Below are 25,066 nucleotides of genomic sequence, written 5' to 3'. Positions count from 1 at the left end.
TGACCTGTCAGGACATAGGGGGCGCACGGCCGTTGTCGTACGCGCGTCCTGAAGTCGACCTTGTGTGCTCCCTGTGGGGTTCGGAAGAGTAGGCGCCGTTCGACCGGCACGGGTGTGGCTTTTGTTGTGCGCCGACCCCGTGGCCGTACGCCTTCCGGTCCGGTGAGGTCCCCACAACCCCCGGGCCGTCCCCCCACAGGAGGACGTGAGTTGAAGCACCGACGCATACCCGGGCGACGTGCAGTCATGGCGGGTGCGGGCATCGCCGCACTGGCCGCGGGCGCGGTCACCTTCCAGACTGCGAACGCCAGCGAGGTCCCGGCGGACCCCACACCCCGGACCCTCTCGGTCGGAGCGGCCGGAAAGCTCGCCTCGACGCTCGCCCAGGACCTGGGCGCCGACGCGGCGGGAACGTATTACGACGCGAAGAGCAAGTCCCTCGTGGTGAACGTGCTCGACGAGGCCGCCGCCGAGACCGTCGAGTCGGCCGGCGCCGAGGCGAGAGTCGTGGCGAACTCCCTCGCCGAGCTGAAGAGCGCGCGCGCCACCCTCAAGCAGGACGCCACCATCCCGGGGACCTCCTGGGTGACCGACCCGACCACCAACAAGGTCGTCGTCACCGCGGACCGCACCGTCTCCGAGAGCGAGTGGGCCGAGTTGACGAAGGTCGTCGACTCCCTCGGCACCAAGGCCGAACTCCAGCGCACCAAGGGGGAGTACAAGCCCTTCATCGCGGGCGGCGACGCCATCACCGGCAACGGCGGGCGCTGCTCGCTCGGCTTCAACGTGACCAAGGGCGGCGAGCCGCACTTCCTCACCGCCGGACACTGCACCGAAGGCATCTCCACCTGGTCGGACTCCTCCGGCAACGTGATCGGGGAGAACGCGGCCTCCAGCTTCCCGGACGACGACTACGGCCTGGTCAAGTACACCGCCGACGTGGACCACCCGAGCGAGGTGAACCTCTACGACGGCTCCACGCAGGCGATCTCCGGCGCCGCCGGCGCCACCGTCGGCATGCAGGTCACCCGCAGCGGCTCCACGACCCAGGTGCACTCCGGCACGGTCACCGGTCTGGACGCCACCGTGAACTACGGCAACGGCGACATCGTCAACGGCCTGATCCAGACCGACGTGTGCGCCGAGCCCGGCGACAGCGGCGGCTCGCTCTTCTCGGGCGACAAGGCGGTCGGCCTCACCTCCGGCGGCAGCGGCGACTGCTCCTCGGGCGGCGAGACCTTCTTCCAGCCGGTGACGGAGGCCCTGTCGGCCACCGGTACGCAGATCGGCTGATCGCGCCTCGCCATCACGTCCCGCTCCTCCGCCGCGGAGGGGCGGGACGTCTGCGTCACCGGACTACGGGGCGGGCGCCGGCCGCGGGTCCGCGCCCGCCCGTTTCCGCCGCAGCGCCGCCATCAGCAGGGTGAGAGCCGTCCCCGCCAGGGCCCACGCCGACAGGACCAGCAGCGCACCGGTCATGCCGCTGCCCCCGAAGTACGCGATCGAGCGGGCCGCCCAGGTGCCCGCGCCCGGTGGCAGCGCCGGACCGACGGCCGCCCAGAACGGCGGGAGCAGGGGAAGCGGCAGTGCGCCGCCCGCGCTCGGGTTGCCCAGGATCACCACGAGCAGGATCGCCACCCCGATGCCGACGACCCCGAAGACGGCCTGCAGGGCGAGCGTGGCGGCGCCCACGGCGAAGGTGATCAGCGCGCCCAGCCCCCACAGGGCCGCGATCCCGCCCGGCAGCGCGTCCAGCGCCGGCCCGGCGACGAGGGCACCGCCGAGTCCGCCGACGAGCGCGACCAGGGCCATGGTGCCGAGCCGGATCACCGCGCGGCGCGGGGTGGAGGCCCGCGCGCCCGCGCTGATCGCCAGGATCGACGCGCACAGATAACCGCCGACGCACCAGCCCACCACCATGTAGAAGGACGAGAGCCCGCCTGCGTCCTGGGCGGAGGCCGGAACGACGTCGACGACCCGCAGGGTGCGCCCCTCGGACTTCTCCAGACCGGTGACGAGCCGCTCCAGGGAGGTGGCCAGAGCGGTGCCGCCGCCGGTGGCGACCAGCAGGGTGTCGGTGGTTCCGCCGGGGTCGACGACCAGCGCGCCGTCGAGGTCCCGGCTCCCGAGCCGCTCGCGGGCGGTGGCCGCGTCGGGCACCGGCCGCGGGTCCAGGGGTGAGCCGGACAGCTGCTCCAGCCGGGCCACCGTCCGCTCGGCCGCGGCCGGGGGCGCGACCACCCCGAAGGGCACGTCCCGCAGCTTCGGGTCGTGCAGGGCTCCCACATAGGAGGTGATGAAGAGCAGCTGGAGCGCGATCACACCGAGGACGAGCAGGATGGCCCGGGGGGTGACGGCGTCGCGGACCTCGTCGAGGAACGAGCCGGGACGAGGACCGGTGCCGGCGCTCTGTGTCATGTCCCCACGGTCCGGGGGAGCGGACGTTTGTGCAGGTGGGAAGGGGCCGAACGGTTGTCGCACATACATTCGAGAATTGGTCTATGGTGGGGGTGGGGTAGCTGGGAACAATTGTTCGAGAGTCGGTCGGGGCTCACGAGTGCGGGAGGTGCGTGTGCCGGGTTTCACGCATCTGCACACCGTCTCCGGGTTCTCCCTGCGCTACGGCGCCTCCCACCCGGAGCGGCTGGCCGAGCGCGCCTCGGAGCGGGGCATGGACGCCCTCGCCCTCACCGACCGCGACAGCCTCGCCGGGTCCGTCCGCTTCGCCAAGGCCTGCGCGAAGGCGGGCGTCCGCCCGCTGTTCGGCGCGGAACTTGCGGTGGCGGCGCCCGCGGCCTCGGAGGGCGACACGTCCGTACGCATGGAACGGCGCCGCGCCCCGGTGCGCGGCGGTGCCTTCATCGACGAGTCGACACCGCGTGTCACCTTCCTCGCCCGGGACGGCGCCCGCGGCTGGGCCGATCTGTGCCGCCTGGTCTCCGCCGCCCACACCCATGAGGGGCTCCCGCTGCTGTCCTGGGACGCCAACCACGCCGACGGCCTGACCGTGCTGCTCGGCCCCGACTCCGACGTCGGCCGGGCCCTCGCCGCGGGTCGCCCCGACCGCGCCGCCCGGCTGCTCGCCCCCTGGCGGGAGGTCTACGGCGACGCCCTGCGCCTGGAGGCCGTCTGGCACGGGCGCAAGGGCACGGGGCCCGGCTCCCTGCGGCTGGCCGCCCGCACCCTCGGCTTCGCCGCCGAGCACCATGTCCGGCCCGTCCTCAGCAACGCCGTCCGTTACGCCGACCCCGGTCTCGGCCCGGTCGCCGACGTGCTGGACGCCGCCCGCCGGCTGGTCCCCGTCGACCCGGCCAAAGGGCTGGACTCCGGCGAGGCCTGGCTCAAGGACCGGGGTGCCATGCTGGAGACGGCCGAGCGGGTCGTGGAGGCCGCGGGCTTCCGGCGCGAGGCCGCCTTGCGGCTGCTGGAGCAGACGCAGGCCACGGCCGCCGAGTGCCTGGTCGACCCCGAGGACGACCTCGGCATGGGCAGCGTCCACTTCCCCGAGCCGCACCTCGTCGGCGCCGGCCGCCGCACCGCCCAGCGGGCCCTGGCCTCCCGGGCGGCGGCGGGCATGGTGCTGCGCGGCTACGCCGGACGCCGGGAGTACTGGGAGCGGATGCACCACGAGCTGGACATCATCGCCCACCACGGCTTCGCCTCCTACTTCCTGACCGTCTCCCAGGTCGTCGACGACGTACGGGACATGGGCATCCGGGTGGCCGCGCGCGGCTCCGGCGCCGGCTCCCTGGTCAACCATCTCCTCGGCATCGCGCACGCCGACCCGGTCGAGCACGGGCTGCTGATGGAGCGCTTCCTGTCCAAGGAGCGGGTCGTGCTGCCGGACATCGACATCGACGTGGAGTCCGCGCGGCGTCTGGAGGTCTACCGCGCGATCATCGACCGGTTCGGCACCGAACGGGTCGCCACGGTCGCCATGCCGGAGACCTACCGGGTGCGCCACGCCATCCGTGACGTCGGCGCGGCGCTGTCCATGGACCCGGCCGAGATCGACCGCGTCGCCAAGTCCTTCCCGCACATCCGCGCCCGCGACGCCCGCGCGGCGCTCGAAGAGCTGCCCGAACTGCGGGAACTGGCGGGGGAGAAGGGGAAGTACGGCAGGCTGTGGGAGCTGGTCGAGGCCCTGGACGCGCTCCCGCGCGGCATCGCCATGCACCCCTGCGGAGTGCTGCTGTCCGACGCCTCCCTGCTGACCCGTACGCCGGTCATGCCGACCAGCGGCGAGGGCTTCCCCATGGCGCAGTTCGACAAGGACGACGTGGAGGACCTCGGACTGCTCAAGCTCGACGTGCTGGGCGTGCGGATGCAGTCGGCGATGGCGCACGCCGTCACCGAGGTGGAGCGGGCCACGGGGGAGCGGATCGACCTGGACGCGGTGCCGGAGGGCGACCCGGCGACGTACGGGCTCATCCGGTCCACCGAGACGCTCGGCTGCTTCCAGATCGAGTCCCCCGGCCAGCGGGATCTGGTCGGGCGGCTCCAGCCGGCCACCTTCCACGACCTGGTCGTCGACATCTCCCTCTTCCGGCCCGGTCCGGTCGCCGCCGACATGGTGCGGCCGTTCATCGAGGCGCGGCACGGGCGGGCGCCGGTGCGTTATCCGCACCCGGACCTGGAGGAGCCGCTGCGGGGGACGTACGGGGTCGTCGTCTTCCACGAGCAGGTCATCGACATCGTGTCGATCATGACCGGGTGCGGGCGCGGCGAGGCGGACCGGGTGCGGCGCGGGCTGTCCGATGCGGAGTCGCAGGGGCGGATCAAGGTCTGGTTCGCGCAGCACGCGGCGGCCCGCGGCTATGACGCGGAAACGATTCATCGCACCTGGGAGATCGTCGAGGCCTTCGGGTCCTACGGCTTCTGCAAGGCGCACGCGGTCGCCTTCGCCGTACCGACGTACCAGTCGGCGTGGCTGAAGGCGCACCACCCGGCGGCCTTCTACGCGGGGCTGCTCACCCATGACCCCGGGATGTACCCGAAGCGGCTGCTGCTGGCGGACGCACGGCGGCGGGGGGTGCCGGTCCTGCCGTTGGACGTGAACAAGTCGGGGGTCGCACACACGATCGAACTGGTGTCTGATTCATCATCCGATTCCAGAGGTTCATCCGACGCCAAAGGGGCGAAGAAGGTGTGGGGACTCCGGCTGGCGCTCTCCGACGTGCACGGCATCAGCGAGGCCGAGGCCGCCCGGATCGCCGAGGGGCGGCCCTACGCCTCCCTGCTCGACTTCTGGGAGCGGGCCCGCCCCAGCCGTCCGCTCGCCGGACGCCTCGCCCAGGTCGGCGCACTGGACGCGTTCGGCGCCAACCGGCGCGATCTGCAACTGCACCTGACCGAACTGCACCGGGGAGCCCGGGGCGGCCGCGGGGATCAGCTCCCGCTGTCCGGCGGCCGGAGCACCGCCCCGGCCGGGCTGCCCGACCTCACCCCGTCGGAGAAGCTGAGCGCAGAGCTGGGGGTGCTGTCCATGGACGCCTCGCGTCATCTGATGGACGACCACGGCACCTTCCTCGAGGAGCTGGGCGTGGTCTCCGCGCGGAGGCTGCGCGAGGCCCGGCACGGGGACACCGTGCTGGTCGCGGGGGCCAAGGCGGCCACCCAGACCCCGCCCATCCGCTCCGGCAAGCGGGTCATCTTCTCCACCCTGGACGACGGCACCGGCCTGGTCGACCTCGCCTTCTTCGACGACTCCCACGACGCCTGCGCCCACACCGTCTTCCACTCCTGGCTGCTGCTGGTGCGCGGGGTGGTGCAGCGCCGCGGCCCGCGCAGCCTCAGCGTGGTCGGCTCCGCCGCCTGGAACCTCGCCGACCTGCTGGAAGTGCGCCGGGAGGAGGGGCTGGAGGGCGTCGCGGCCCGGCTGGCCGCGGCGGACGGAAGCCCGGGCGGCGACCCCGGGGACGGTCCGGCCCGCAGGCGGCTCGCCGGTTCGGACGGGCGGCCCGCGCCGGCCGGTTCCGCGGCGCGGGACCCGATGGAGGACAGGACGATCCGCATGCCCACGGGGTACGAGATGCACCCCTGGGCCGATCTGCGCCCCGCGGGTGAAGGTCCCGCGGTGGGAAGGAAGTTGTGGCACCAGAGTCCGGGGAGTGCGGGATGACCATTCTCTGCGTACGTTTCCAGCTGCCTCCGATGTACGAGGCCGCCCTGCCGGGGCTGCTCGGCCTGCTGGAGGAGTTCACCCCCGTGGTGCAGGCGCTGCCCCCTGACGGGGCCCTGGCCGATCTGCGCGGCGCCGAACGGTACTTCGGGCGCACCGCCCTGGAACTGGCCTCGGTGATCCGCGTCCGTGCCCTCGCCCTGCACGGCGTCGACTGCGTGATCGGCGCCGGGCCCGGCCCGATGCTGGCCCGCATGGCCCTGCGGGACGCCCGGCCGGGGCTGACCCGCGCGGTGGCCGAGGACGAGGTGCGTGAGTTCCTCGTCGACAAACCCGTCGTCGCGCTGCCCGGGGTCGGCACCAGGACCGCCCGCACCCTGTGCGAGTACGGTCTCGACACCCTCGGCCGGGTCGCCGCCGCACCGCTGTCCACGCTCCAGCGGCTGGTGGGCGCCAAGGCCGGGCGCGACCTGCACGAGAAGGCCAACGGCGTCGACCGCGGCCGGGTCGTCCCGAACGCGGTCTCCCGGTCCCTGGCCACCGAACGCCCCTTCACCCGCGACGAACTGGACCCCGCCCGGCACCGCCGCGCCCTGCTCTCGGCCGCCGGGGAACTGGGGGCCCGGCTGCGCGCCCTCGACAAGGTCTGCCGGAGCCTCACCCTCACCGTGCGCTACGCCGATAGGTCCGCCACCACCCGCACCCGCACGCTCGCCGAGCCGACGGCGCACTCGGCCGCGCTCACCGAGGCGGCGTACGGCCTGTACGAGGCGCTCGGTCTGCAGCGCGCCCGGGTACGCGCGATCGCGCTGCGCGCGGAAGGGCTCGACCCCGCCGAGCGGGCCTCCCACCAGCTCACCTTCGACCCGGTGGACGAGAAGGTGCGCAGGCTCGAGGAGGTCGCGGACCGGGCGCGGGCAAAATTCGGCCCCCGCGCGGTGATGCCGGGCTCGCTGGCCGCATAGGCGCCGGCGCTCTCAGTTGGCCCACGGCGGCGCGATGCGTGTGCCGTCGGCCAGGGTCGCCTCCAGTCCGTGGGAGGTGGTGACCCAGGAGACCGCCGCCTCCGTGGCCGGGTTCTCGACGGCGAGGGTCGCGCCGGGATGGACGATCACGGTGTCGCCCGCGCCGACCCGGTGGACGGTGCCGTCGAGGGTGATCAGCAGCTCGCCGGCGAGCAGGTGGAAGATCTCCTCCCGGCTGACGGTGTGCGCGGGCGCCCGGGTGCCGGCGGGGATCTCGCCCCGCCAGGCGCACAGTTCCCTGCTCCCGGTCGACGGGGTGGCGTACGCGACGAAGCGGGCGCCGTGCATCTCGTGGACGACGGCTTCGGACGGGCGGACTACGGGCATGACGGTGGCCTCCGGAGGAGAAGTGGTCAAGTGGCTTGACTATACGGTCAAGCAACTTGACCATTTCGTCAAGGTGCTTCAATGCCTCCGTGCAGAACTCCGAGGCCATGGCCCTGTCCGCCGCCCTGCTCGCCGTCGCCGGAGAGCTCACCCGGCGCATTCACGACGGCGTGGTCGCCCGGGGGTTCGAAGGGGTGCGGCCCGCGCACGGTTTCGCCTTCACCCGTCTCGCCCCGGACGGTGCGACGGTCACCGACCTCGCGGTCCATCTCGGCGTGACCAAGCAGGCCGCGAGCCAGCTCGTCGACGAGCTGGTGCGCAAGGGGTACGCCGAGCGGCGCCCGCACCCCGAGGACGCGCGCGCCCGGCTGGTCGTCCTGACCGAGTCGGGGTGGGCCTGCACCCGGGCGGCCGAGGAGGCGGCGGCGGAGGCCGTACGGGTCTGGGGTACGGCCCTGGAGCAGGCGGAACTGCGCGCCCTGGCGGAGACGTTGCTGCGCATCGCGCCCAACGGGCCCATTCGTCCTGCTTGGTGACGCCATATCAGTTGCGGACGGGCGGCCGCGGGTTAACGCTGGAAGTTTTTACCGACCCGTAACTTCCCCCTTTTACTACTCACCCGTAACTTGACGAGTGAACAGCATCCTCGTGATCCGGATCACAGGGCGTAGGACCCCACCCTTCCCCCATCCGCAAGGAGATCACGCGATGCTGCCCTGGAAGCGAGTGATCAGACCGCTGGCCGCACTCCTGCTGACCGCCGCCGTCACCCTCCCCGCCGCGGCGAGCGCACAGGCCGCCGGTGCCCCCCGCTCGGGCTGGAACGACTGGGCGTGCAAGCCCTCCGCCGCCCACCCCCGCCCCGTCGTCCTGGTCCACGGCACCTTCGGCAACTCCGTCGACAACTGGCTGGGCCTCGCGCCCTATCTGAAGCACCGCGGCTACTGCGTCTTCTCCCTCGACTACGGACAGCTCCCCGGCGTCCCCTTCTTCCATGGCCTCGGGCCCGTCGAGAAGTCCGCCGAACAGCTCGACGCCTACGTCGACGACGTGCTGGCCGCGACCGGCGCCGCGGAGGCCGACATCGTCGGCCACTCCCAGGGCGGCATGATGCCGCGCTACTACGTGAAGTTCCTCGGCGGAGCGGACGAGGTGAACGCCCTCGTGGGCATCGCGCCCAGCAACCACGGCACCACGCTCGGCGGCCTCACCAAGCTGCTGCCGTTCTTCCCCGGCGCCGAGGACCTGCTGAGCGAGGCCACCCCCGCCCTCGCCGACCAGGTCGCCGGATCCGACTTCCTCACCGCGCTCAACGCGGGCGGCGACACCGTGCCCGGAGTCCGCTACACCGTCATCGCCACCCGCTACGACGAGGTCGTCACCCCGTACCGCAGCGCCTATCTGACCGGGCCGAACGTGCGTAACGTGCTGCTCCAGGACCTCTGCCCGATCGACCTGTCCGAGCATCTGGCGATCGGACTGTTCGACCGGATCGCCTTCCACGAGGTGGCCAACGCCCTCGACCCGGCCCACGCCGAACGCACCACCTGCGCCTCGGTGTTCGACTGACACGTGCAGGCCGCGGCGCATGGCGCGGGGCCCTGTCCGGCCTGAGCCGCCGGACAGGGCCCCGAGTCGGGTCAGCGGCCGTGCCGCCCGGTCGCCGTGCGCCGCCGCGCGGAGGCGAACAGTGCCGCCGAGCCGAGCGCCAGCGCCGCGGCGCCGCCGATCATCAGATACGGGGTGCCGGCGTCACCGCCGGTCTCCGCGAGGTTCTCCGCGGTCCCGGCCGCCTTGGGCCGGTTCGCGCTCCCGGCATCCGGGCCGGCGCCGTCGCCCGCCGTGGCCGGCTCCGCCGAGGTGCTGGGGTCGTCGTCACCGTGCCCGTGATTCTCGACGGTCGACTTGTCGGCACCGTCCTTGATCTGCTCCTCGGACGGAGCGGAGGCCGCCGGCGCCGGGACGGTCGCCTCCTTCGGCGTGTCGTCCGAGCCCGAGGCCTCACCGCCGCCCGCCTCACCAGGGCCGGCCTCGCCACCGCCCGCCTGGGAGCCGCCCCCGAAGGCGATGTCCGAGCAGGAGTAGAACGCCTCCGGGCTGTCCGACCGCTGCCACACCGCGTACAGCAGCTGCTTGCCGGAGCGCTCGGGCAGGGTGCCGGTGAAGGTGTAGAAGCCGCCCGAGGCGGCCGGGTCGGTGGACGTGGCCACCGGGTTCGCCAGGTCCAGGTCGTCCCAGGCCAGCGGCTGCGACGGGTCGTAGCCGGGCTTGGTGATGTACACCTTGAAGGTCCCCTTGTGCGGGGCCGTCACGCGGTACTTGAAGGTGTACGAGCCGCTCTTCACGCTCGTCGCGGGCCAGTCGGCACGGGCCAGGTCGAGCCCCTTGAACGCCTCGTTGCCGGCGCTGCACAGCTTGCCGTCGGGGATGAGCTCCTGGTGGCGCCCGCCCGCGTCACCGATGCGGATGCCGTTCCAGTCGTACAGCGCCTGGGTGCCGCCGGCCGCGACCGCAGCCTTGCACGCCGCGGACCCGGGGCTCTCCGGGCCCTCGGCGTAGCACTGCGCGACCCGGCTCACCGGGTCGCCCATCGAACCGTGCGCGGACGCCGGCGCGGCGGACAGCCCGGTCAGGGCGAGCGGGACGAGACCGACGGCGGCGACGGCGGCCTTGCGGCGTGCGGACATGGGGCAGCAACTCCTCGAAACGGCGATCTCTGGATCCTGTGGGGGTGAATCCCGTGGGGGTGGCTCAGAAGCTAGCCCCACGGAGCCGCGAAATCGCCGGGCGAAGGCCCCGGAGAGAGATCCTTATGGCCGCGTTAAGGGAGTGCTCAGGCTGGGATCAGGTAGGTACCGTGCGCGGCATGACGTACCAGCGGATCCGCCCGGCCGTCGCCGCCGACGTGCCCGAGGTGAAGGCGGTGATCGACGCCGCCTTCCGGTCCTACGTCGCGCGCATCGGGGCGGTGCCGGTGCCGATGGAGGCGGATCACGCGGCGAACGTGGCCGCGGGCAGGGTGTTCGTGAGCGAGGCGCCGGAAGGCGCGGCGGGCACCGCGCGGGTGACCGGTCTCGTCGTCGTCGAGCCGCGAGAGGATCACCTCTACCTGGACATCGTCGCCGTCCGCCCCGAGGCGCACGGCACCGGGCTGGGGCGGCTGCTGCTGGAGTTCGTGGAAGCACGCGCGCGTGCCCTCGGACTGCCCGAGATCAGGCTCTGCACGAATGCGATGATGTGGGAGAACCGGAGGATCTATCCGGCATTCGGCTACCAGGTGGTGGACCGTGGGACCACAGGGCCCCACGACCGGATCCACTACCGCAAGCGGCTGGACTGAGCTCGTGCCGCGCGGGCGTTCAGCAGTCGGGCCACCAGGTGCGGGCGATGTCCTTGCGGACCTCGGGTCGTCCCGCGGGGCGCTCGTCGGCCTCCTCACGGACCTGGCGGGTGTCCGTCTTCCTCGGGGGCTTCTGCACGGTGACACGGCGCATGGCTGCCTCCTTCAGGGTCCACCGGGTTCCGTGTTCTCACGGAGGTAGACCTTTCGGGGGAGAGTTCCTCATCGGTCCTGTTCTGTCTGTGGCGGCAGTCACGATTCGATTGTCAGTGGCAGGTGTCACCCTGGCGCCATGACCACGTACGACAGTGACGGGGCGGCCACGGACGGTACCGACTGGGATGCGCGGGCCGCCGCCTTCGACGAGGAGCCGGACCACGGGCTGCGCGACCCGGAGGTGCGCGCGGCCTGGGCCGGGCGGTTGCGGGACTGGCTGCCCACGCGGGCCGGCGATGTCCTCGACGTCGGCTGCGGCACCGGCAGCCTGTCGCTCCTCGCGGCCGAGCAGGGGCACCGGATCACCGGGGTCGACAGCTCCCCGGCGATGGTGGCGCACGCACGGGAGAAACTCGCCGGGCGCCACGCGGTGTTCCTCGTCGGTGACGCGGCGGCGCCACCGGTCGGCGAGGAGCGCTACGACGCCGTCCTGGTCCGGCATGTGCTCTGGACGCTGCCCGAGCCGCGGCGGGCGCTGCGGCACTGGCGGGACCTGCTGCGGCCGGGCGGGCGGCTGGTACTGGTCGAGGGCGTGTGGGGGACCGTGAGCCCGGTCGGCATACCGGCGGACACGCTCACCGCCCTCCTCGCCCCGATGGCCGGGCAGCTGCGGGTGGAGCGGCTGTCCGGCGACCGGACGCTGTGGGGCCGCGACGTGGACGACGAGCGCTACGCGGTGGTCGCGTTCCCGCACTGACCGCGAAACCCTCAGGCGAGCAGTGCTCCGAACCCGCCCTCGCGGGCCCGGGCGTCCAGCTCGTCGAGGGCGGCCACCGCGGCGGCCGCCGCCTCGGGATCCTTCGTGAGCAGACCGCTCGCCGCGAACTCGTCCTCGTCGAGCCGCCGTACGTCCGTTCCGTCCGCGGAGACCCACAGGTCCAGGTCGAGGTCCTCGACGACCAGCCGGCCGCCGGAGAGCTCCGCGGGGCGGGTGATGTCGCAGTAGTGGCCCTTGAGGGTGCCCTCGGCGGTGCGGACCTCCTTCACGGAGTACCACCGGTCGCGCCAGTAGTGCTCCGTGAAGACGTCACCGGGCTCGAAGCGCACGAAGCCGAAGTCGCGCACGCCGTTCCCCGCCCACGGGGCGCGCACGCTGACGCGCGTGCCGTCGTCGGCGAGCAGCTCGGCCGGGTAGCGGATCTTCATCCGTCCCGCCTTGACGAGGACGACCTCCACCCGGGCCGGCCCGTCAGCCGAGGTCGCGGACATACCGCACCTCCGTCCCGCAGATCTCGTACCCGAACCATGTGTTGATCGCGATCATCGGACCGTTCCCGGTGTCGTTGCCCGTGAACGCCTCCGTGTACCCGGCCGCGCGGGCACGATGCAGGGAGTCGTTCTTGGCGAGCTTGGCCAGACCCCGGCCGCGGTGGGCGCGGGCCGTGCCGGTCATGGCCGTGCCGTACCGGGTGCCGCCGTCCGTGCGGGCCGCGGAGAAGGCGGCGGGACGGCCGTCGACCAGCGCCACCGTGGTCAGCGCGGGGCTGAACAACGGGTGCCGCCAGGTCTCCTCCAGCCAGGCCTCGTAGTCGGTGAACTCGTAGTCCACGTCGCTCGGCTCGTCCGCCGTCGTCTCCGCGTCCAGCTCGAACAGCGGGCGCGGGTCGTCGGCGAAGTCCGAGCCCGGGCGCAGCTCCACGCCCGGCGGCGGGTCCTGCAACGGCGGAAGGGTGCCGTTCGCCAGGTCCAGGCGCAGGAAGTGGGCGGAGCGGCTCGCGCGGTAGCCGTGCGCTTCGGCGAAGACGCGGTTGCCGGGCTCGTCCAGCACCCAGGAGAAGAGCCTGGCCGCCCCGTGCGCGGCCAGGTGCTCCTCGGCGGCGCGCACCAGCAGTGTCCCGGCACCCCGGCGGGTGTGCCCGGGGTGCACGTACACGTTGATGCTGCCCTGGCCGGGCTCAAGGCTTTCGTGCGCCAGGTGCACCTGCGCCGTGCCGATCACCTCGCCGTCGGCCACGGCGACGAGCGGGCGGTAATGGGCGTCGGAGTGCATGTGGCTCAGGTCGTGGGCCAGGGAGTCCGGGGTGACGAGGATGAACGGCAGCGCGGCGTGCCGGACCCGGGCGAAGCCCTCGAGGTCGGCGCGCGCGTCGGGGCGCAGATCGCGGACGGTCACTGTCATGGAGGCGCACGCTACGGGGGACGCGCCCGGGGTGCCTCCTATTTTCCGTAGGGGTGCGCGACAATCGGGCCGTGACCTTGAAGATCCGGATCGACGACGGCGCACCGCCGTACGAGCAGGTAAGGGCCCAGATCTCCGAGCAGGCCCGGTCGGGAGCGCTGCCGGTGGGATACCGGCTGCCGACGGTGCGAGGGCTGGCCGAGACGCTCGGTCTCGCCGCGAACACGGTGGCCAAGGCCTACCGGGCGCTGGAGGCGGACGGGGTGATCGAGACACGGGGGCGCAACGGGACGGTGGTCGCTGCCGCGGGCTCGGCGGCGGAGCGGGAGGCCGCGTCGGCGGCGCAGGTGTATGCGGAGCGGGTTCGGCGGCTGGGGCTGGGGGAGGAGAAGGCGCTCGCTGCCGTGCGGGATGCTCTGCGTGCGGCTTACGGGTGAGGGCGGGTTCCCTGCGGGGGCTCTACGGGTGAGCGCCGTCGCGGCTCGGGTTTGAGTGCGGCCGCGGGCTCGTCGTGGCTGGTCGCGCCCACGCGGCGGAGCCGCATATCGGCTCAGCCCCGCGCCCCTTGGGGAGTTCGTGTGACCCTGTGTTGCGTTGTGCGGGCCAGTCGGGCGAAGAGGACGGCGTCGGTCACCGCTGCTGCGCCGGGGTCGTTGTTGAAGTAGGTGTAGATGTCCTCGTGGGGGGACCACGTGGTGGCGATGCGGTCGAGCCAGGTGCGCAGGGACCGGCGGCCGTAGTGGGGCCAGGGGTGGGCGCGGCCCTGGTGGAAGCGGACGTAGCCCCAGTCGGCCGTGCGCCACAGGGGCGTCGCGGGGCGGGCCAGTACGTCGGCCCAGCACAGGGCGGCGCCCCGGGACTCCAGTACGGCGCGTACCTCGGGCGTCCACCAGGACGGGTGGCGCGGCTCGACCGCCACCCGGGTCGACGCGGGGAAGCGGCGCAGACAGGCGTGCAGCAGCGCGGGGTCGGCGTGGAGCGTGGGCGGGAGCTGGAGGAGGACCGGGCCGAGCCGGTCGCCCAGTCCGGCGGCCCGGCTCATCAGGCGTTCCACCGGCTCCTCGGGATCGCGCAGCCGTTTGATGTGCGTCAGGTAGCGGCTCGCCTTGACCGCGACGACGAAGCCCGGAGGGGTGCGGTCCCGCCAGGTCTCGAAGGTCTCCCGGGACGGCAGCCGGTAGAAGGCGTTGTTGATCTCGACGGTGGCGAAGCGCGCCGTGTACTCCTCCAGCCAGAGCCGCACCGGAAGCCCGGCCGGGTACAGCACCCCGCGCCAGTCCTTGTACTGCCACCCCGACGTCCCGACGAACAGGGTCATACGACCATCAAAGCACCTACAGGTACAGGCCCGCGTCCGCGTCGCCCCGCGGTTCCGGCAGGGCCGTCGGGGAGGTGCCCCGGCGCAGCGCGTACAGCTCGGCCAGGGTCGCGCCCTGGCGGCCGACGCCCTCCTCGGCGCCCAGCCAGTTCACCGCCTCCGCACGGGTCAGCTGCCCCACCTCGATCCGGGCGAGGCAGCGGCCGGGGCGGACCACGGCCGGGTGGAGGCGCTCCAGGTCCTCGTTGGTGGTGACCCCGACCAGCACGTTGCGCCCCTGGCCGAGCAGACCGTCCGTCAGGTTCAGCAGCCGGGACAGCGCCTGGCCGGCGGTGTGCTTGGCCTCGCCGCGGATCAGTTCGTCGCAGTCCTCGAGGAGCAGCAGCCGCCAGCGGCCCTTGCCCGCCGCGTCCTCCTCGCCGATCGCGATGTCCATCAGATAGCCGACGTCGGAGAAGAGCCGCTCCGGGTCCAGTACGCAGTCCACCTGGCACCAGTCCCGCCAGGACCGGGCCAGCGTGCGCAGCGCGGAGGTCTTGCCGGTGCCCGGCGGGCCGTGCAGCAGGAGCAGCCGGCCCGAGATGTCCTCGGGAGTCGTCTTCATCAGACGGTCCATCGCGTCCGCCACCGGGGCGGTGTAGTTGGGCCGGATCTCCTCCCAGGTGCCCGCCGAGATCCGCCGGGTGGTGCGGTGCGGGCCGCGGCGCGGGGAGACGTACCAGAAGCCCATGGTGACGTGCTCCGGCTGCGGTTCGGGCTCGTCAGCGGCGCCGTCGGTGGCCTCGTCCAGGATCTTCGCGGCGAGGTCGGCGCTGGTCGCGGTGACCGTGACGTCGGCGCCCCGGTTCCAGCGGGAGACCAGCAGGGTCCAGCCGTCGCCCTCGGCCAGGGTGGAGCTGCGGTCGTCGTCCTTGGCCAGCCGCAGCACCCGCGCGTCGGCGGGCAGCAGGGTCGCGCCGGAGCGTACGCGGTCGATGTTCACGGCGTGCGAGTACGGCTGCTCGCCCGTCGCGAAGCGGCCGAGGAACAGCGCGTCGACGACATCGGACGGGGAGTCGCTGTCGTCGACGTTGAGCCGGATCGGCAGTGCGTCGTGCGGTTGCGCGGACATGCCGCCATGATCGGCCACGGGGACGCCGCGTGCACCCGATTTCCGCGGTCCACGCGGCGGATCACCCCTGTACGGCGCGGTGGTCAGACCGGCGGGCGGCTCATCAGCCGTGCCGCCCGCCGGGTGCGGCGCACCATCGCGTACCCCTTGGTCAGGGCGCGGTCCCGGGCGAAGGCGCGGGCGACGGCCCGCCCCTGGAGCAGCCGTTCGAACTCGGCGGCGGACGTGGACCTGCGCACCGTCACGCGCCGCAGGGCGTACGGCCCCTGGGCGCGGCGGGCGAGGCCGTTGCCGACGGCGAGGGCCTGGGCGTACCCCGCCTCCCGCACCGCCTCGCGCACCCGGCGGCTGGAGTAGCCGTAGGGATACGCGAACGAGACGGGCACGGACCCCAGCCGGTCCGAGACGATCTCCTTGCACAGGATCAGCTCGGAGCGCAGCCGGCCCGCGTCGAGCTGGTCGAGCTGCGGATGGCTGTGACTGTGCCCGCCGATCTCCACACCCCCGCCGGCCAGTTCCCGCACCTGGTCCCAGTCGAGCATGGTGTCCGGAGCGCCGCCGGTGTCGTGCGGCCCCCGGAGCCAGCCGGTGGAGACGAACAGGGTGGCCGGGAAGCCGTGCCCGGCCAGGACGGGCAGGGCGTGGCGGTGCACGCCTTCGTAGCCGTCGTCGAAGGTGACCAGGACCGGCCGCGCGGGCAGCGGGCGGCCCGATCGCCAGCGGGCGGCGAGTTCGGCGGTGGTGAGCGGGGTGAGGCCCCGGTCCGCGAGCACCGCCATCTGTTCGGCGAACGCCCCGGGGGAGACGGACAGGGCGCGGGTCGCCTCGTCGGGGTCGTCCGCGACCGCGTGGTACATGAGGATCGGCACGCGTACGTCAGTCACGGCCACCGCCCTCCCCGACGGCCACCACGGAGAAGGTGACCCCGCCCCGCCGGGCCCGTACGCTCCCCACCAGATAGCCGCCCGCCGCCGTGAGCACCCCGGTGACGATCGCCCCCGCGCGGCCCGCGCCGCCCGGGCGGGCGAGCAGGGCGTCGCGCAGTCCCCGCACCACCCCGGCCGGCAGCACGCGTGTGGTGTACCGGCGTTCGGACTCGAGCCCCTTGTCCGCACCGACGCTGCGGGCCACCAGCGCCTTGGACAGCCCCTCGGCGTAGGTCCGGGTCCGGAAGTAGCGGAAGTGCTCGCGGGCCTCGGGCACCCGGTGGTGGATCACCGCGCGGTCGTCGATCAGGAGGACGGCGTCGGGCCGGGCGCGGCTGAGGCGGATGCACAGCTCCGTCTCCTCCCCGCCCAGCGGGCGCTTGCTGCCGTCGCGTCCGATGCCGGTGGCGAAGCCGCCCGCCGCGTCGAAGGCCTCGCGCCGGAAGGAGGCGTTGCCGCCCAGGACGTTGCGCACCCGCACCCGGCCGCGCGGCAGGCCCCGGTAGGTGCAGCCCACCACCCAGTCGAACTCCTCGGGGAACCAGGGGGGACGCCGGCCCGACGCCCAGACCGGCTCGGTGCGTCCGCCGACCGCCATCACGCGCGGGTCGGCGTACCCCTCGGCGAAGCGCTTCAGCCAGTCGCGTTCGGCCACGGCGTCGTCGTCGAGGAAGGCGACGACGCCGCCGCGCGAGGCGGCGATTCCGGTGTTGCGGCCGGCGGACAGGCCGCGAGGGCCCGCGTTGGCGAGCACCCGCACGTCCGGGGTCTCCTTGTACTCCTTGCCCAGGCGGTCCAGGAGAGCCCGGTTGTGGTCGACGACCAGCAGGGTCTCCAGAGCCGGCCGTGACTGCGCCCGCACCGAGGCGACCGCCGCGAGGACGTCCGCCCAGCGGTCCTCGGTGTAGGCGCAGATCACGACCGAGATGCCCGGAGTTCCGGGATCGCTCAAGACACCTTCCCCCGGACCGTGTCGAGCAGCGGCGAGTGGTGCGGCCGGCGGCGCAGGGCCCGCCGGTTGGAGCGCTCCCCGAGGATCACCCGCAGCACCCGGAAGCCGTCGCGCACCGCCCGCAGATTGCTGGTGCCGTGGATGCGCAGGTACTCGTGGCTGGGGATCTCCTGCACCTTCAGACCCGCCTTGACGACCCGTATGTTCATCAGGGTCTCGACCTCGAAGCCGGTGCAGTCGAGGTCGATCTTGTCCAGGCAGTGCCGCCAGAAGGCGTTGTAGCCGTAGCAGAGGTCGGTGTACCGCGCGCCGAACTTGCGGTTGACCACGGCGCACAGCACCCGGTTGCCGAGCTTGCGGATGAAGGTCATGTCGTCGGTGCCGCCGCCGTTGGCGAAGCGGGACCCCTTGGCGAAGTCCGCGCCGGAGACCAGCGCGGAGACGTAGCTGACGATCTCGTTGCCGTCCGCCGAGCCGTCCGCGTCGACCATCACGATGATGTCGCCGGTGCAGGCCTCGAAGCCGGAGCGCAGCGCGTCCCCCTTGCCCTTGCCGCGCTGCCCGACGACCTTGACGCCGGACCACAGTTCGCGTGCCACCTCGACGGTGTTGTCGGTGGAGTTGCCGTCGACCAGGACCACTTCGTGGATCCAGTCGGGAAGCGTCTTGAAGACGTACGGCAGGTTCTCCGCCTCGTTCATGGCCGGTATCACCACGCTCACCGGTGGCGCGATGGCCAGGTGCGAGGAGACGGGCCGGTACTTCCGGGCGGCCGGCGGATCCTGGTCCGCGGCCGCCGGCTGCAGTACGGAGCTCATGAGTCTGGTCCCTCTCGTCCGGCGGACCGCCCGCCCCTCGGGCGGCCCGGCTGTTCGTCCGGTTCGAAAGGGGGGTTCTCACTCCACGGCACGACGGACGGAACCGGCGTGCACGCAGGGTGAGCTGGCAAATCTGGCCGGCCACGGAAACGGCAGCCGACCGCGCGGCACGGCCCGGTCACTGTTGCGGTCACCGAGCACGGCACCCCCCTACCGCGCCCCGCGCCGGTTCGTCGCGGTCCTGAGCCCTCCCCTGGAGCCGCGTACTGACGGACCGACGCGGGTGAGATGTATGACGGTATTGACGATTGAACCCGAATGGCAAGACCTGGAACGGCACCTCACGTTTTTGTTGGTTATGCCGTTACGGGTGTCTCTTGCCCGGATTGTGTGTCTGCATGGCCGACTTTGCCCCCCGAAGCGTCGGATGCCGGGCTTCAATGTGGCGCACCCCGTAGGGGGCGTCAAGGGCCGAAAGTCCCTACGGGCAGATTTCGTCCAGAATTGAAACGGCAACAGTTTTGGCATGGACACTTCCGGTCAACACGCGTAGTTGGTACGACGGTTGTGGCAGAGATCCTGCTAAAGGGAGGTTCCATGAGACGTTCCCGACTTGTCCTCTTCCTTGGCTCACTACTCCTCGCCGTCACCACCGCCCTCACCGGGGCAACGGCGGCACAGGCGTCCCAACAGGCCGCGCCCGGCGGCTACGTGGCGCTCGGCGACTCCTACTCCTCCGGTGTCGGAGCCGGCAGCTACATCGCCTCCAGCGGCGACTGCAAGCGCAGCACGAAGGCCTACCCCTACCTCTGGGCGGCCGCCAACTCACCCTCGTCCTTCGCCTTCACCGCCTGCTCGGGCGCCCGAACGGGTGATGTTCTCTCCGGGCAGCTGGGCCCGCTCTCCACCGCCACCGGCCTGGTCTCGATCAGCGTGGGCGGCAACGACGCCGGTTTCGCCGACGTCATGACGACCTGTGTGCTCCAGTCCGACAGCTCCTGCCTCTCCCGGATCGCCACCGCGCGGGCGTACGTCGACTCGACGCTGCCCGGCAGGCTCGACAGCGTCTACTCGGCGATCTCCGACCGGGCGCCGAACGCCGACGTCGTGGTGCTCGGCTACCCCCGCTTCTACCGGCTCGGCACCTTCTGCGTCGGTCTCTCCGAGACCAAGCGGAAGGCGATCAACGACGCCGCCGACCACCTCGACAACGCCATCGCCCAGCGCGCCCGGGCGCACGGCTTCACCTTCGGCGACGTACGCACCACGTTCACGGGCCACGAGATCTGCTCCGGCAACTCCTGGCTGCACAGCGTGGACTGGCTCAACATCGGCAACTCGTACCACCCGAAGGCGGCCGGCCAGTCCGGCGGCTATCTGCCGGTGCTCGACGCCGCGGCCTGATCCGTCAGGAGCCGCCGTCCGGACCGGGAGAAGAAGCGGAGGCCCCGCCCGTCGGGGTCTCCGCCTCACACGTCACCGAGAACGGCACCGTCTCGGACGTGGTGTGCACCGGCTCCCGGACCTCCACACCGATCCGGCTCCGGAACGTCCCGCTCTCCGAGTACGTCGTCACCGTCACCGTGTCCTGCTTCGAGCGTCCGCCCCCTTCGGCGAACGACAGGGTCCGCCAGCCCGGATCGGCCACCGAGCCGTCCTCGGCGACCCAGCGGTAGGACACCTCGGCGGGCAGCCGTCCCACCGTGAACGTCGCCGTGAACGCGGGTGCCTGTTCGCCGGCCGGCGGACAGCCGCCGGAGTACTCCGTGCGCGCGCCGGTCACCGTCACCGACACCGTCTGCGGCGGGGGAGTGCTCTCCTCATCCGCCTCCTCGTCGTCCTCGCTCGCGGTAGGCGACGGGGTCGGATCCTCCGTCCGCGGTGTTCCGCCGGCGCTCCGGTCGCCGTCGTCGCCGGTCCGCGCGGAGGAACTGGTCCCACCGCCGTGGTCCTTGGCCTCCGGACCGCCGTCCCCGCGGTTCAGCAGTGCGTACGTCAACCCGGCCAGCGCCAGGGCCAGCACGACCACGCCCACGACCAGGACGACGGCACTGCGCCGGTCACGCCCCTGCCGGGTGACCGCGGTGGCCGCCGTCGGCGCTCCCCCGGCCGGTGCCGGGGGAGTGGGCGAGGGCGTCTCCGGGTGCGGGAGCGGAAGCGCGGCCACCGTCGGCGCGTACGGCACCGAACGCGCCGTGTCCGCGCGGGGCGCGCCCCCCGCGCCGATGACCCGCAGCTCCTCCTGCGCCCGCTCCGCCGACAGCCGCTCGGCCGGGTCCTTGCGCAACAGCCCCTCGATGACCGGGGCGAGCGGACCCGCCCGGCGCGGCGGCGGCAGCTCCTCGTCCACGATCGCCCGCAGCGTGCTCAGCGGGGTGTCCTGGCGGAAGGGTGAGGCGCCCTCCACCGCCGCGTACAGCAGCACGCCGAGCGACCACAGATCCGACTCGGGCCCCGGCGTACGCCCCAGCGCCCGCTCCGGCGCCAGGAACTCGGGCGATCCGACGACCTCCCCCGTCATGGTCAGCGCGGAGCTGCCCTCGACCATGGCGATCCCGAAGTCGGTGAGCACCACCCGCCCGTCGTTCGCGATCAGGACGTTCGCGGGTTTCACGTCCCGGTGCAGCACCCCGGCCCCGTGCGCCGCCCGCAGCGCGGTGAGCACCTCCGCGCCGATGTGCGCGGCCCGCCGCGGCGGCAACGGACCCTCCGCCTCCAGCACCTCGGCGAGCGAGAGGCCCCGCACCAGCTCCATGACGATCCATGGACGCCCGTCCTCGGTCGCCACGTCGTACACGGTCACCACGGTGCGGTCCGCGATCCGTGCCGCCGCCCACGCCTCCCGCTCCAGCCGGGCGTACAGCCGCTCGACGTCGGACGCCGGAAGCCCGGCCGGGGCGCGCACCTCCTTGACGGCGACCTCGCGGTGCAGCAGCTCGTCGCGGGCCCGCCACACCGTCCCCATACCGCCCTCGCCCAGCGGCGACAGCAGCCGGTAGCGGCCCGCGATCACCCGCTCACTGCCCGGTTCTTCGGACACGGCGCCCCCATTCGCATCCGGGCGAATTCTCCGTTTCCTCATGAAAGTAGCTCAGCCGAGCGCCGATGCCGCCCCCCTGAACACCAATCCGGCGCCCAGCGCCACGACGACGAACGCCGATCCGAGGGGCGCACCGCGGCGCACCAGCGCCGCCCAGGGGGCGGCCGTCCAGCGGGGGCGCCGGTCCAGCAGCCGCGTCACCCCGCTGCCCGCCTTGACCACCGCGTACCCGGCCGCGGTCAGGGTCAGGGCCAGGCCGACGCCGTACGCGACGACCAGCAGCAGCCCGAACCAGGCCTGGCCGAGCGCGGCGGCGCCGACCAGCACGACGACGGCGGACGGGCTGGGCACCAGCCCGCCGGCGAACCCGAGCAGGATCGTGCCGCGGAGGGTGGGGGCGGTGGGATGGGTGTGGGTGCGCCCGCCGTGGGTGTGTTCGACATGGCCGTGAGAGTGCCGGTGCTCGTGGTCGTGCCCGTGGTCGTGCCCGTGCTCGTGGTCGTGCCCGTGCTCGTGGTCGTGCCCGTGCTCGTGGTCGTGCCCGTGCTCGTGGGTGTGCGGGTGCGCGTGGCCGCGGTGGCGCAGGGCACGGCGTACGAGGGTCGCGCCGGCCAGGGTGACGAGGACACCGCTCGCGACGCCCAGCCAGGCGATCACCGAGGGCGCGGCCGCCGAACCGGCCGTGACCAGCAGCCCCAGGGCGACCACGCCGAGCGTGTGGGTGACCGTGACCGAGGCGGCCATGGGCAGGACGTCCCGCAGCCGGGCCCTGCCCCCGCGCGCCGCGGCGGTCGCGGCCATGAGCGTCTTGCCGTGTCCCGGGGCGAGAGCGTGCATCGCGCCGAGCCCCACGGCGATCAGCAGGGCCAGCGCGGCGAAGCCGGCGGTGAGATCGCGCCGGGCGACGAGGTCGTCCAGGGCGCGTGTGAAGCGGTCCGCCCCGCGCGGCAGCACCGCCGAGGCGGGCGCGTCGGCCTCCTCCCCGGTCAGGGCGGGGCCGCCGGGCCGGACGCGCAGGGCCGCGGTCCTGGTGTCGGCGGGGGACGAGAGCAACTTCTCCGGGTACCGGGACAGTTCGCGGGACAGGGAGGAGGCGGGCACGTCCGAGGCGGTGAGCGTCATACGGTCGCCCCGCGCGGTGATCTCCCGCCAGCCCGGGCCGGACGCCGCGCCCGCCGCCCGGAAGCGCACGTCCACGGTGTCGCCGTCCGGGAGGGGCGCGGTCAGCCCGCACTCCACGCGCAGGGTGTCGAGCCCCGCCTGACCGGGCCGCACACGCGCGCGGGCCTCGCGGACGGTCAGCGGGACCGCGCGGCCGCCCACCCGCACCTCGCTGTCCCGCGCGGCGGCGGCACAGCGCTCGCGGGCCCATCCGTCGCGGCCCAGGCGGCCGATGTCCGGCCCGGCCTGTGTCGCCGGTATCTCGGCGAGGTCCTCGACGTGGCGGACGCGCAGTTCACCGGGCGCGGCCACCAGCCCGTCGTAGCGGTTCACGGTGAAGTTGCCGAGCGGATGCGCGCTCGCCGTCGTGGCCGGCACCAGCGCGAGCGCGCAGGCGGCGGTGAGGACGGCGGCACCGGCGGCGAGGGAACGGCGGAGGATCAACGTGCCGCCTCCAGTTCCTGCAGCGCCGCCCGCGCGGCACGGGCGCCCAGCGGCGAGAACTCCGGGTTCAGCTCCAGCGCGGCGGTGAGGGAGTCACGGGCGGCGCGCTTGTCTCCGGCGGCCTTCTCGATCACGCCCCGGTGGTAGAGGAAGACGGCGTTGCGGTAGCCGGTGGCCGTGGCGCGGCGGGCGTACCGGAGGGCCTCCTTGTCGCGGCCGTTGACGTGCAGGGCCCAGGCGAGGGCGTCCGCGGTGTGCACACTGTGCCGGCCCTCCCACTCCGCGCGGGCCGCGCGCAGCGCCTCCTCGGCGTCCCCGTGGTCCGCGGCGGCCAGCGCGGTGTCGAGGTCGGCGTCGACACCGCCGGCGCGGGCCAGCGCGGTCCAGGCGTCGACGAGGGCGTACTGTGCGCGTGCCTTCGCGCGGTCGCCGTCGGCGCCGCGCGCCTCGTACAGCTCGCCCAGGGCGACCAGCGGACCCGGCAGCGGGGACCGGGCGACGACCTGCTCCAGGGTCATGACGGCGCCCGCGCGGTCCCCGCGCGCGGCCTGCGCGCGGGCCCGGCCCTCCAGGGCGGGCAGATACGTGTCGTCGGCGGCGAGCGCCCGCGCGTAGTGCGTGAGCGCCGCCTCGTGGTCGCCCCCGTTCCAGGCCAGCTGCCCCAGCGCGGTCGCGACATAGGCCACGTCCGCGGGTGTGGCGGCGCTGTCGAGGGCCCGCTCCAGCACGTTCCGCGCGGTGCGCACGTCGCCTCGCAGCTCCTTCACGTACGCGTACCGCGTGAACACGGGCACCCCCGGCCGCCTGCGGTCGGCGGTGGTGGCGGCCTCGTCGGCCTCGTCGTACCGGCCCAGCTCGACCAGGGCGTCGATACGGGTGCACAGGGCGCGCTCGCTGTAGGGGTTCTGTTCCAGGGCCCGGTCGGCGAACTCAAGGGCCCGGGTGAAGTCGTGCCGCGCGGCGGCGAGGGCGGCCTGGCCGGCGAGGGCGGGCTCGTTGTCCGGTTCGAGGGCGAGGGAGCGCTCCAGCGCCCGCTCGGCCTGCGGGTAGCGCGAGGGGTCTCCCTGGGTGCGCGCCTGCTCGACGTAGGCGGTGCCCAGGGTGGCCCAGCCGGTGAAGTCACGCGGCTGGTCCCGCAGATGGGCCTGCAGGGAACGGACCCCGGCGTCGAGGTCGCCCCCGGCGAGCACACCGGCCGCGACTGCCGCTCCGGCCGCCGCGGTGCCGGTCCCGGGCCGCCCGTCGTCCCGGCCGCCTCCCACCGCGACGCTCCCCGCGGTCAGGGCGACGGCCAGCAGCACGGCACACGAGGCGGCATGCAGCCCGCGCCCCCGCAGCGCGGCGGCGGCGAACCGCCGCAACGCCGCGACCCGCCGTCCCCGGACGGCCGTCTGATCCCGGTCCGCGGCGTCCGGCCCCTGGCCGATGTGCCGTTCGCCCTCCGCGTCCGCGTCCGCGCTGTGGCCGGGGCTGTCAGCCGCCTGCCGGTGCGCGGTGCCGGAGGCGGGCTGCGCCGTGTGTGCCGGGTCGGGCAGGCGGGGAGCCCGCGGTTCCTCGGCGGCCCTCGCCCGAAGGCCGCTCACCGGCTCACCCCGCGCGTCCGCGCCCCGGACGGCGGTCTTCCCGCGCTCCGCTGCCGGGGCGTCGGCCCGGCCTTCGCCGGCCGCTGCCCCGTCGCCCGCGGACCGCCGCCCGTGCCCCGGTCGGCCCGCCGCATCCGCGTGGGCGGTGGTGTCCGCCCGGTGCCACTCCTCCGGCTGCGTACTCTGCACCGGGTGCGGCCCGTGCGGGTCCACGGGTGTCCGGCCGTCGGCCGGCCGACGGAGGTCCCGTCCCGCCGTCACCGGGTCGGCGGGTCCCGGCCCGCGACCGTCTCCCCTCTCCTGGCCGTCCCGCGGCCGGAGCTCGGAGGTCTCCTCGCCCTCCGCTGCCGACGCCTGACGCGGCGTCGCCGCACGCGCCCGCTCGGGGGCGGTGACCCCGGTCCGCTCTCCGTCCCCGCCGGGGCCGGACGCATCCGGTGCGGGCGGCACCGGACCCTGCTCGTTGTCGTTCGTGCCCGGAGGCATGGCCTCTCCTCGGAGTTCGACGGCGCGGCCCGTGCCGTGGGGGTGGGTGGGGACGGGCCGCGCCTGCTGGTGGGGAAGC

Annotated in this window: 23 protein-coding genes; 9 read left to right on the top strand and 14 right to left on the bottom strand. The window is 73.6% G+C overall.

What is annotated here, in order from left to right:
- The first annotated feature begins 210 nt into the window (after positions 1–210).
- Complete coding sequence (locus ACZ44S_RS08320) at positions 211–1,293, top strand: S1 family peptidase (RefSeq protein WP_466925848.1); 1,083 nt, start codon at positions 211–213, stop codon at positions 1,291–1,293.
- 63 nt (positions 1,294–1,356) lie between these two features.
- Here the strand turns inward: ACZ44S_RS08320 and ACZ44S_RS08315 are convergent, their stop codons facing one another.
- Complete coding sequence (locus tag ACZ44S_RS08315; RefSeq protein WP_466925847.1) at positions 1,357–2,418, bottom strand: DUF3533 domain-containing protein; 1,062 nt, start codon at positions 2,416–2,418, stop codon at positions 1,357–1,359.
- 154 nt (positions 2,419–2,572) lie between these two features.
- Here ACZ44S_RS08315 and ACZ44S_RS08310 point away from each other — a divergent pair, with 154 nt between their 5' ends.
- On the top strand, positions 2,573–6,121 hold the full coding sequence (locus ACZ44S_RS08310; RefSeq protein WP_466925846.1) for a DNA polymerase III subunit alpha: 3,549 nt from the start codon (positions 2,573–2,575) through the stop codon (positions 6,119–6,121).
- The gene (locus tag ACZ44S_RS08305; protein WP_466925843.1) at positions 6,118–7,086 is read left to right on the top strand and encodes a DNA polymerase Y family protein; all 969 of its coding nucleotides are present in this window, start codon (positions 6,118–6,120) and stop codon (positions 7,084–7,086) included. The genes ACZ44S_RS08310 and ACZ44S_RS08305 overlap by 4 nt, the downstream gene beginning before the upstream one ends.
- Positions 7,087–7,098: 12 nt before the next feature.
- On the opposite strand, the gene ACZ44S_RS08300 is transcribed toward ACZ44S_RS08305, so the two are convergent.
- Positions 7,099–7,473, bottom strand: a complete 375-nt coding sequence (locus ACZ44S_RS08300) for a cupin domain-containing protein (protein WP_466925978.1) — start codon at positions 7,471–7,473, stop codon at positions 7,099–7,101.
- Between the two features lie 89 nt (positions 7,474–7,562).
- Here ACZ44S_RS08300 and ACZ44S_RS08295 point away from each other — a divergent pair, with 89 nt between their 5' ends.
- Together ACZ44S_RS08295 and ACZ44S_RS08290 are read left to right on the top strand one after the other, a co-directional pair.
- Positions 7,563–8,009, top strand: coding sequence for a MarR family winged helix-turn-helix transcriptional regulator (locus tag ACZ44S_RS08295; RefSeq protein WP_466925840.1), 447 nt, complete (start codon positions 7,563–7,565; stop codon positions 8,007–8,009).
- Positions 8,010–8,181: 172 nt separating this feature from the next.
- Positions 8,182–9,042 (top strand): esterase/lipase family protein, encoded by an 861-nt coding sequence (locus ACZ44S_RS08290; RefSeq protein WP_466925838.1) that lies wholly within the window; start codon positions 8,182–8,184, stop codon positions 9,040–9,042.
- Between the two features lie 71 nt (positions 9,043–9,113).
- On the opposite strand, the gene ACZ44S_RS08285 is transcribed toward ACZ44S_RS08290, so the two are convergent.
- The gene (locus ACZ44S_RS08285; RefSeq protein ID WP_466925835.1) at positions 9,114–10,160 is read right to left on the bottom strand and encodes a lytic polysaccharide monooxygenase auxiliary activity family 9 protein; all 1,047 of its coding nucleotides are present in this window, start codon (positions 10,158–10,160) and stop codon (positions 9,114–9,116) included.
- Between the two features lie 179 nt (positions 10,161–10,339).
- Between ACZ44S_RS08285 and ACZ44S_RS08280 the strand changes: the two genes are divergently transcribed.
- The gene (locus tag ACZ44S_RS08280; RefSeq protein ID WP_466925832.1) at positions 10,340–10,813 is read left to right on the top strand and encodes a GNAT family N-acetyltransferase; all 474 of its coding nucleotides are present in this window, start codon (positions 10,340–10,342) and stop codon (positions 10,811–10,813) included.
- 19 nt (positions 10,814–10,832) lie between these two features.
- Here ACZ44S_RS08280 and ACZ44S_RS08275 read toward each other — a convergent pair whose 3' ends face one another.
- Positions 10,833–10,967, bottom strand: coding sequence for a hypothetical protein (locus ACZ44S_RS08275; RefSeq protein WP_466925830.1), 135 nt, complete (start codon positions 10,965–10,967; stop codon positions 10,833–10,835).
- A gap of 138 nt (positions 10,968–11,105) precedes the next feature.
- Between ACZ44S_RS08275 and ACZ44S_RS08270 the strand changes: the two genes are divergently transcribed.
- On the top strand, positions 11,106–11,726 hold the full coding sequence (locus ACZ44S_RS08270; protein WP_466925828.1) for a class I SAM-dependent methyltransferase: 621 nt from the start codon (positions 11,106–11,108) through the stop codon (positions 11,724–11,726).
- An 11-nt stretch (positions 11,727–11,737) separates the two neighbouring features.
- Here ACZ44S_RS08270 and ACZ44S_RS08265 read toward each other — a convergent pair whose 3' ends face one another.
- Positions 11,738–12,238 carry a ribonuclease FAU-1 family protein gene (locus ACZ44S_RS08265; protein ID WP_466925825.1) on the bottom strand — a complete coding sequence of 167 codons (501 nt, stop codon included), beginning with the start codon at positions 12,236–12,238 and terminating at the stop codon, positions 11,738–11,740.
- Complete coding sequence (locus ACZ44S_RS08260) at positions 12,219–13,148, bottom strand: GNAT family N-acetyltransferase (protein ID WP_466925822.1); 930 nt, start codon at positions 13,146–13,148, stop codon at positions 12,219–12,221. Before ACZ44S_RS08260 ends, ACZ44S_RS08265 begins: the two co-directional genes overlap by 20 nt.
- Positions 13,149–13,219: 71 nt before the next feature.
- On the opposite strand from ACZ44S_RS08260, the gene ACZ44S_RS08255 reads away from it, so the two are divergent.
- A complete protein-coding gene (locus ACZ44S_RS08255; RefSeq protein ID WP_466925821.1) occupies positions 13,220–13,585 on the top strand; it encodes a GntR family transcriptional regulator in 366 nt (121 codons plus the stop codon).
- A gap of 113 nt (positions 13,586–13,698) precedes the next feature.
- Here ACZ44S_RS08255 and ACZ44S_RS08250 read toward each other — a convergent pair whose 3' ends face one another.
- The 5 genes from ACZ44S_RS08250 to ACZ44S_RS08230 all read right to left on the bottom strand — a co-directional run bounded on the left by ACZ44S_RS08250 (position 13,699) and on the right by ACZ44S_RS08230 (position 18,273).
- Positions 13,699–14,466: a DUF72 domain-containing protein gene (locus ACZ44S_RS08250; protein WP_466925818.1), complete on the bottom strand. Its 768-nt coding sequence runs from the start codon at positions 14,464–14,466 to the stop codon at positions 13,699–13,701.
- Positions 14,467–14,482: 16 nt separating this feature from the next.
- Positions 14,483–15,577, bottom strand: coding sequence for a DUF5925 domain-containing protein (locus ACZ44S_RS08245; RefSeq protein ID WP_466925816.1), 1,095 nt, complete (start codon positions 15,575–15,577; stop codon positions 14,483–14,485).
- Between the two features lie 83 nt (positions 15,578–15,660).
- Entirely contained in the window at positions 15,661–16,461 is an 801-nt protein-coding gene (locus ACZ44S_RS08240) for a polysaccharide deacetylase family protein (RefSeq protein WP_466925814.1), read from the bottom strand.
- Entirely contained in the window at positions 16,454–17,455 is a 1,002-nt protein-coding gene (locus tag ACZ44S_RS08235) for a glycosyltransferase family 2 protein (RefSeq protein WP_466925812.1), read from the bottom strand. The genes ACZ44S_RS08240 and ACZ44S_RS08235 overlap by 8 nt, the downstream gene beginning before the upstream one ends.
- Positions 17,452–18,273 carry a glycosyltransferase family 2 protein gene (locus ACZ44S_RS08230; protein ID WP_466925810.1) on the bottom strand — a complete coding sequence of 274 codons (822 nt, stop codon included), beginning with the start codon at positions 18,271–18,273 and terminating at the stop codon, positions 17,452–17,454. The genes ACZ44S_RS08235 and ACZ44S_RS08230 overlap by 4 nt, the downstream gene beginning before the upstream one ends.
- Before the next feature lie 597 nt (positions 18,274–18,870).
- Here ACZ44S_RS08230 and ACZ44S_RS08225 point away from each other — a divergent pair.
- Complete coding sequence (locus ACZ44S_RS08225) at positions 18,871–19,677, top strand: SGNH/GDSL hydrolase family protein (RefSeq protein WP_466925807.1); 807 nt, start codon at positions 18,871–18,873, stop codon at positions 19,675–19,677.
- Between the two features lie 4 nt (positions 19,678–19,681).
- On the opposite strand, the gene ACZ44S_RS08220 is transcribed toward ACZ44S_RS08225, so the two are convergent.
- The 3 genes from ACZ44S_RS08220 to ACZ44S_RS08210 form a co-directional block, all read right to left on the bottom strand.
- Positions 19,682–21,286 (bottom strand): serine/threonine-protein kinase, encoded by a 1,605-nt coding sequence (locus ACZ44S_RS08220; RefSeq protein WP_466925975.1) that lies wholly within the window; start codon positions 21,284–21,286, stop codon positions 19,682–19,684.
- A 78-nt stretch (positions 21,287–21,364) separates the two neighbouring features.
- Positions 21,365–22,918 (bottom strand): HoxN/HupN/NixA family nickel/cobalt transporter, encoded by a 1,554-nt coding sequence (locus ACZ44S_RS08215; protein ID WP_466925805.1) that lies wholly within the window; start codon positions 22,916–22,918, stop codon positions 21,365–21,367.
- Positions 22,915–24,987, bottom strand: a complete 2,073-nt coding sequence (locus tag ACZ44S_RS08210; RefSeq protein WP_466925803.1) for a tetratricopeptide repeat protein — start codon at positions 24,985–24,987, stop codon at positions 22,915–22,917. The genes ACZ44S_RS08215 and ACZ44S_RS08210 overlap by 4 nt, the downstream gene beginning before the upstream one ends.
- Positions 24,988–25,066 lie beyond the last annotated feature (79 nt).

The sequence above is a fragment of the Streptomyces malachitofuscus genome (assembly GCF_055571035.1).
The sequence above is the reverse complement of the archived record's forward strand: the minus strand, read 5'-3'. Positions and strand labels throughout refer to the sequence as shown.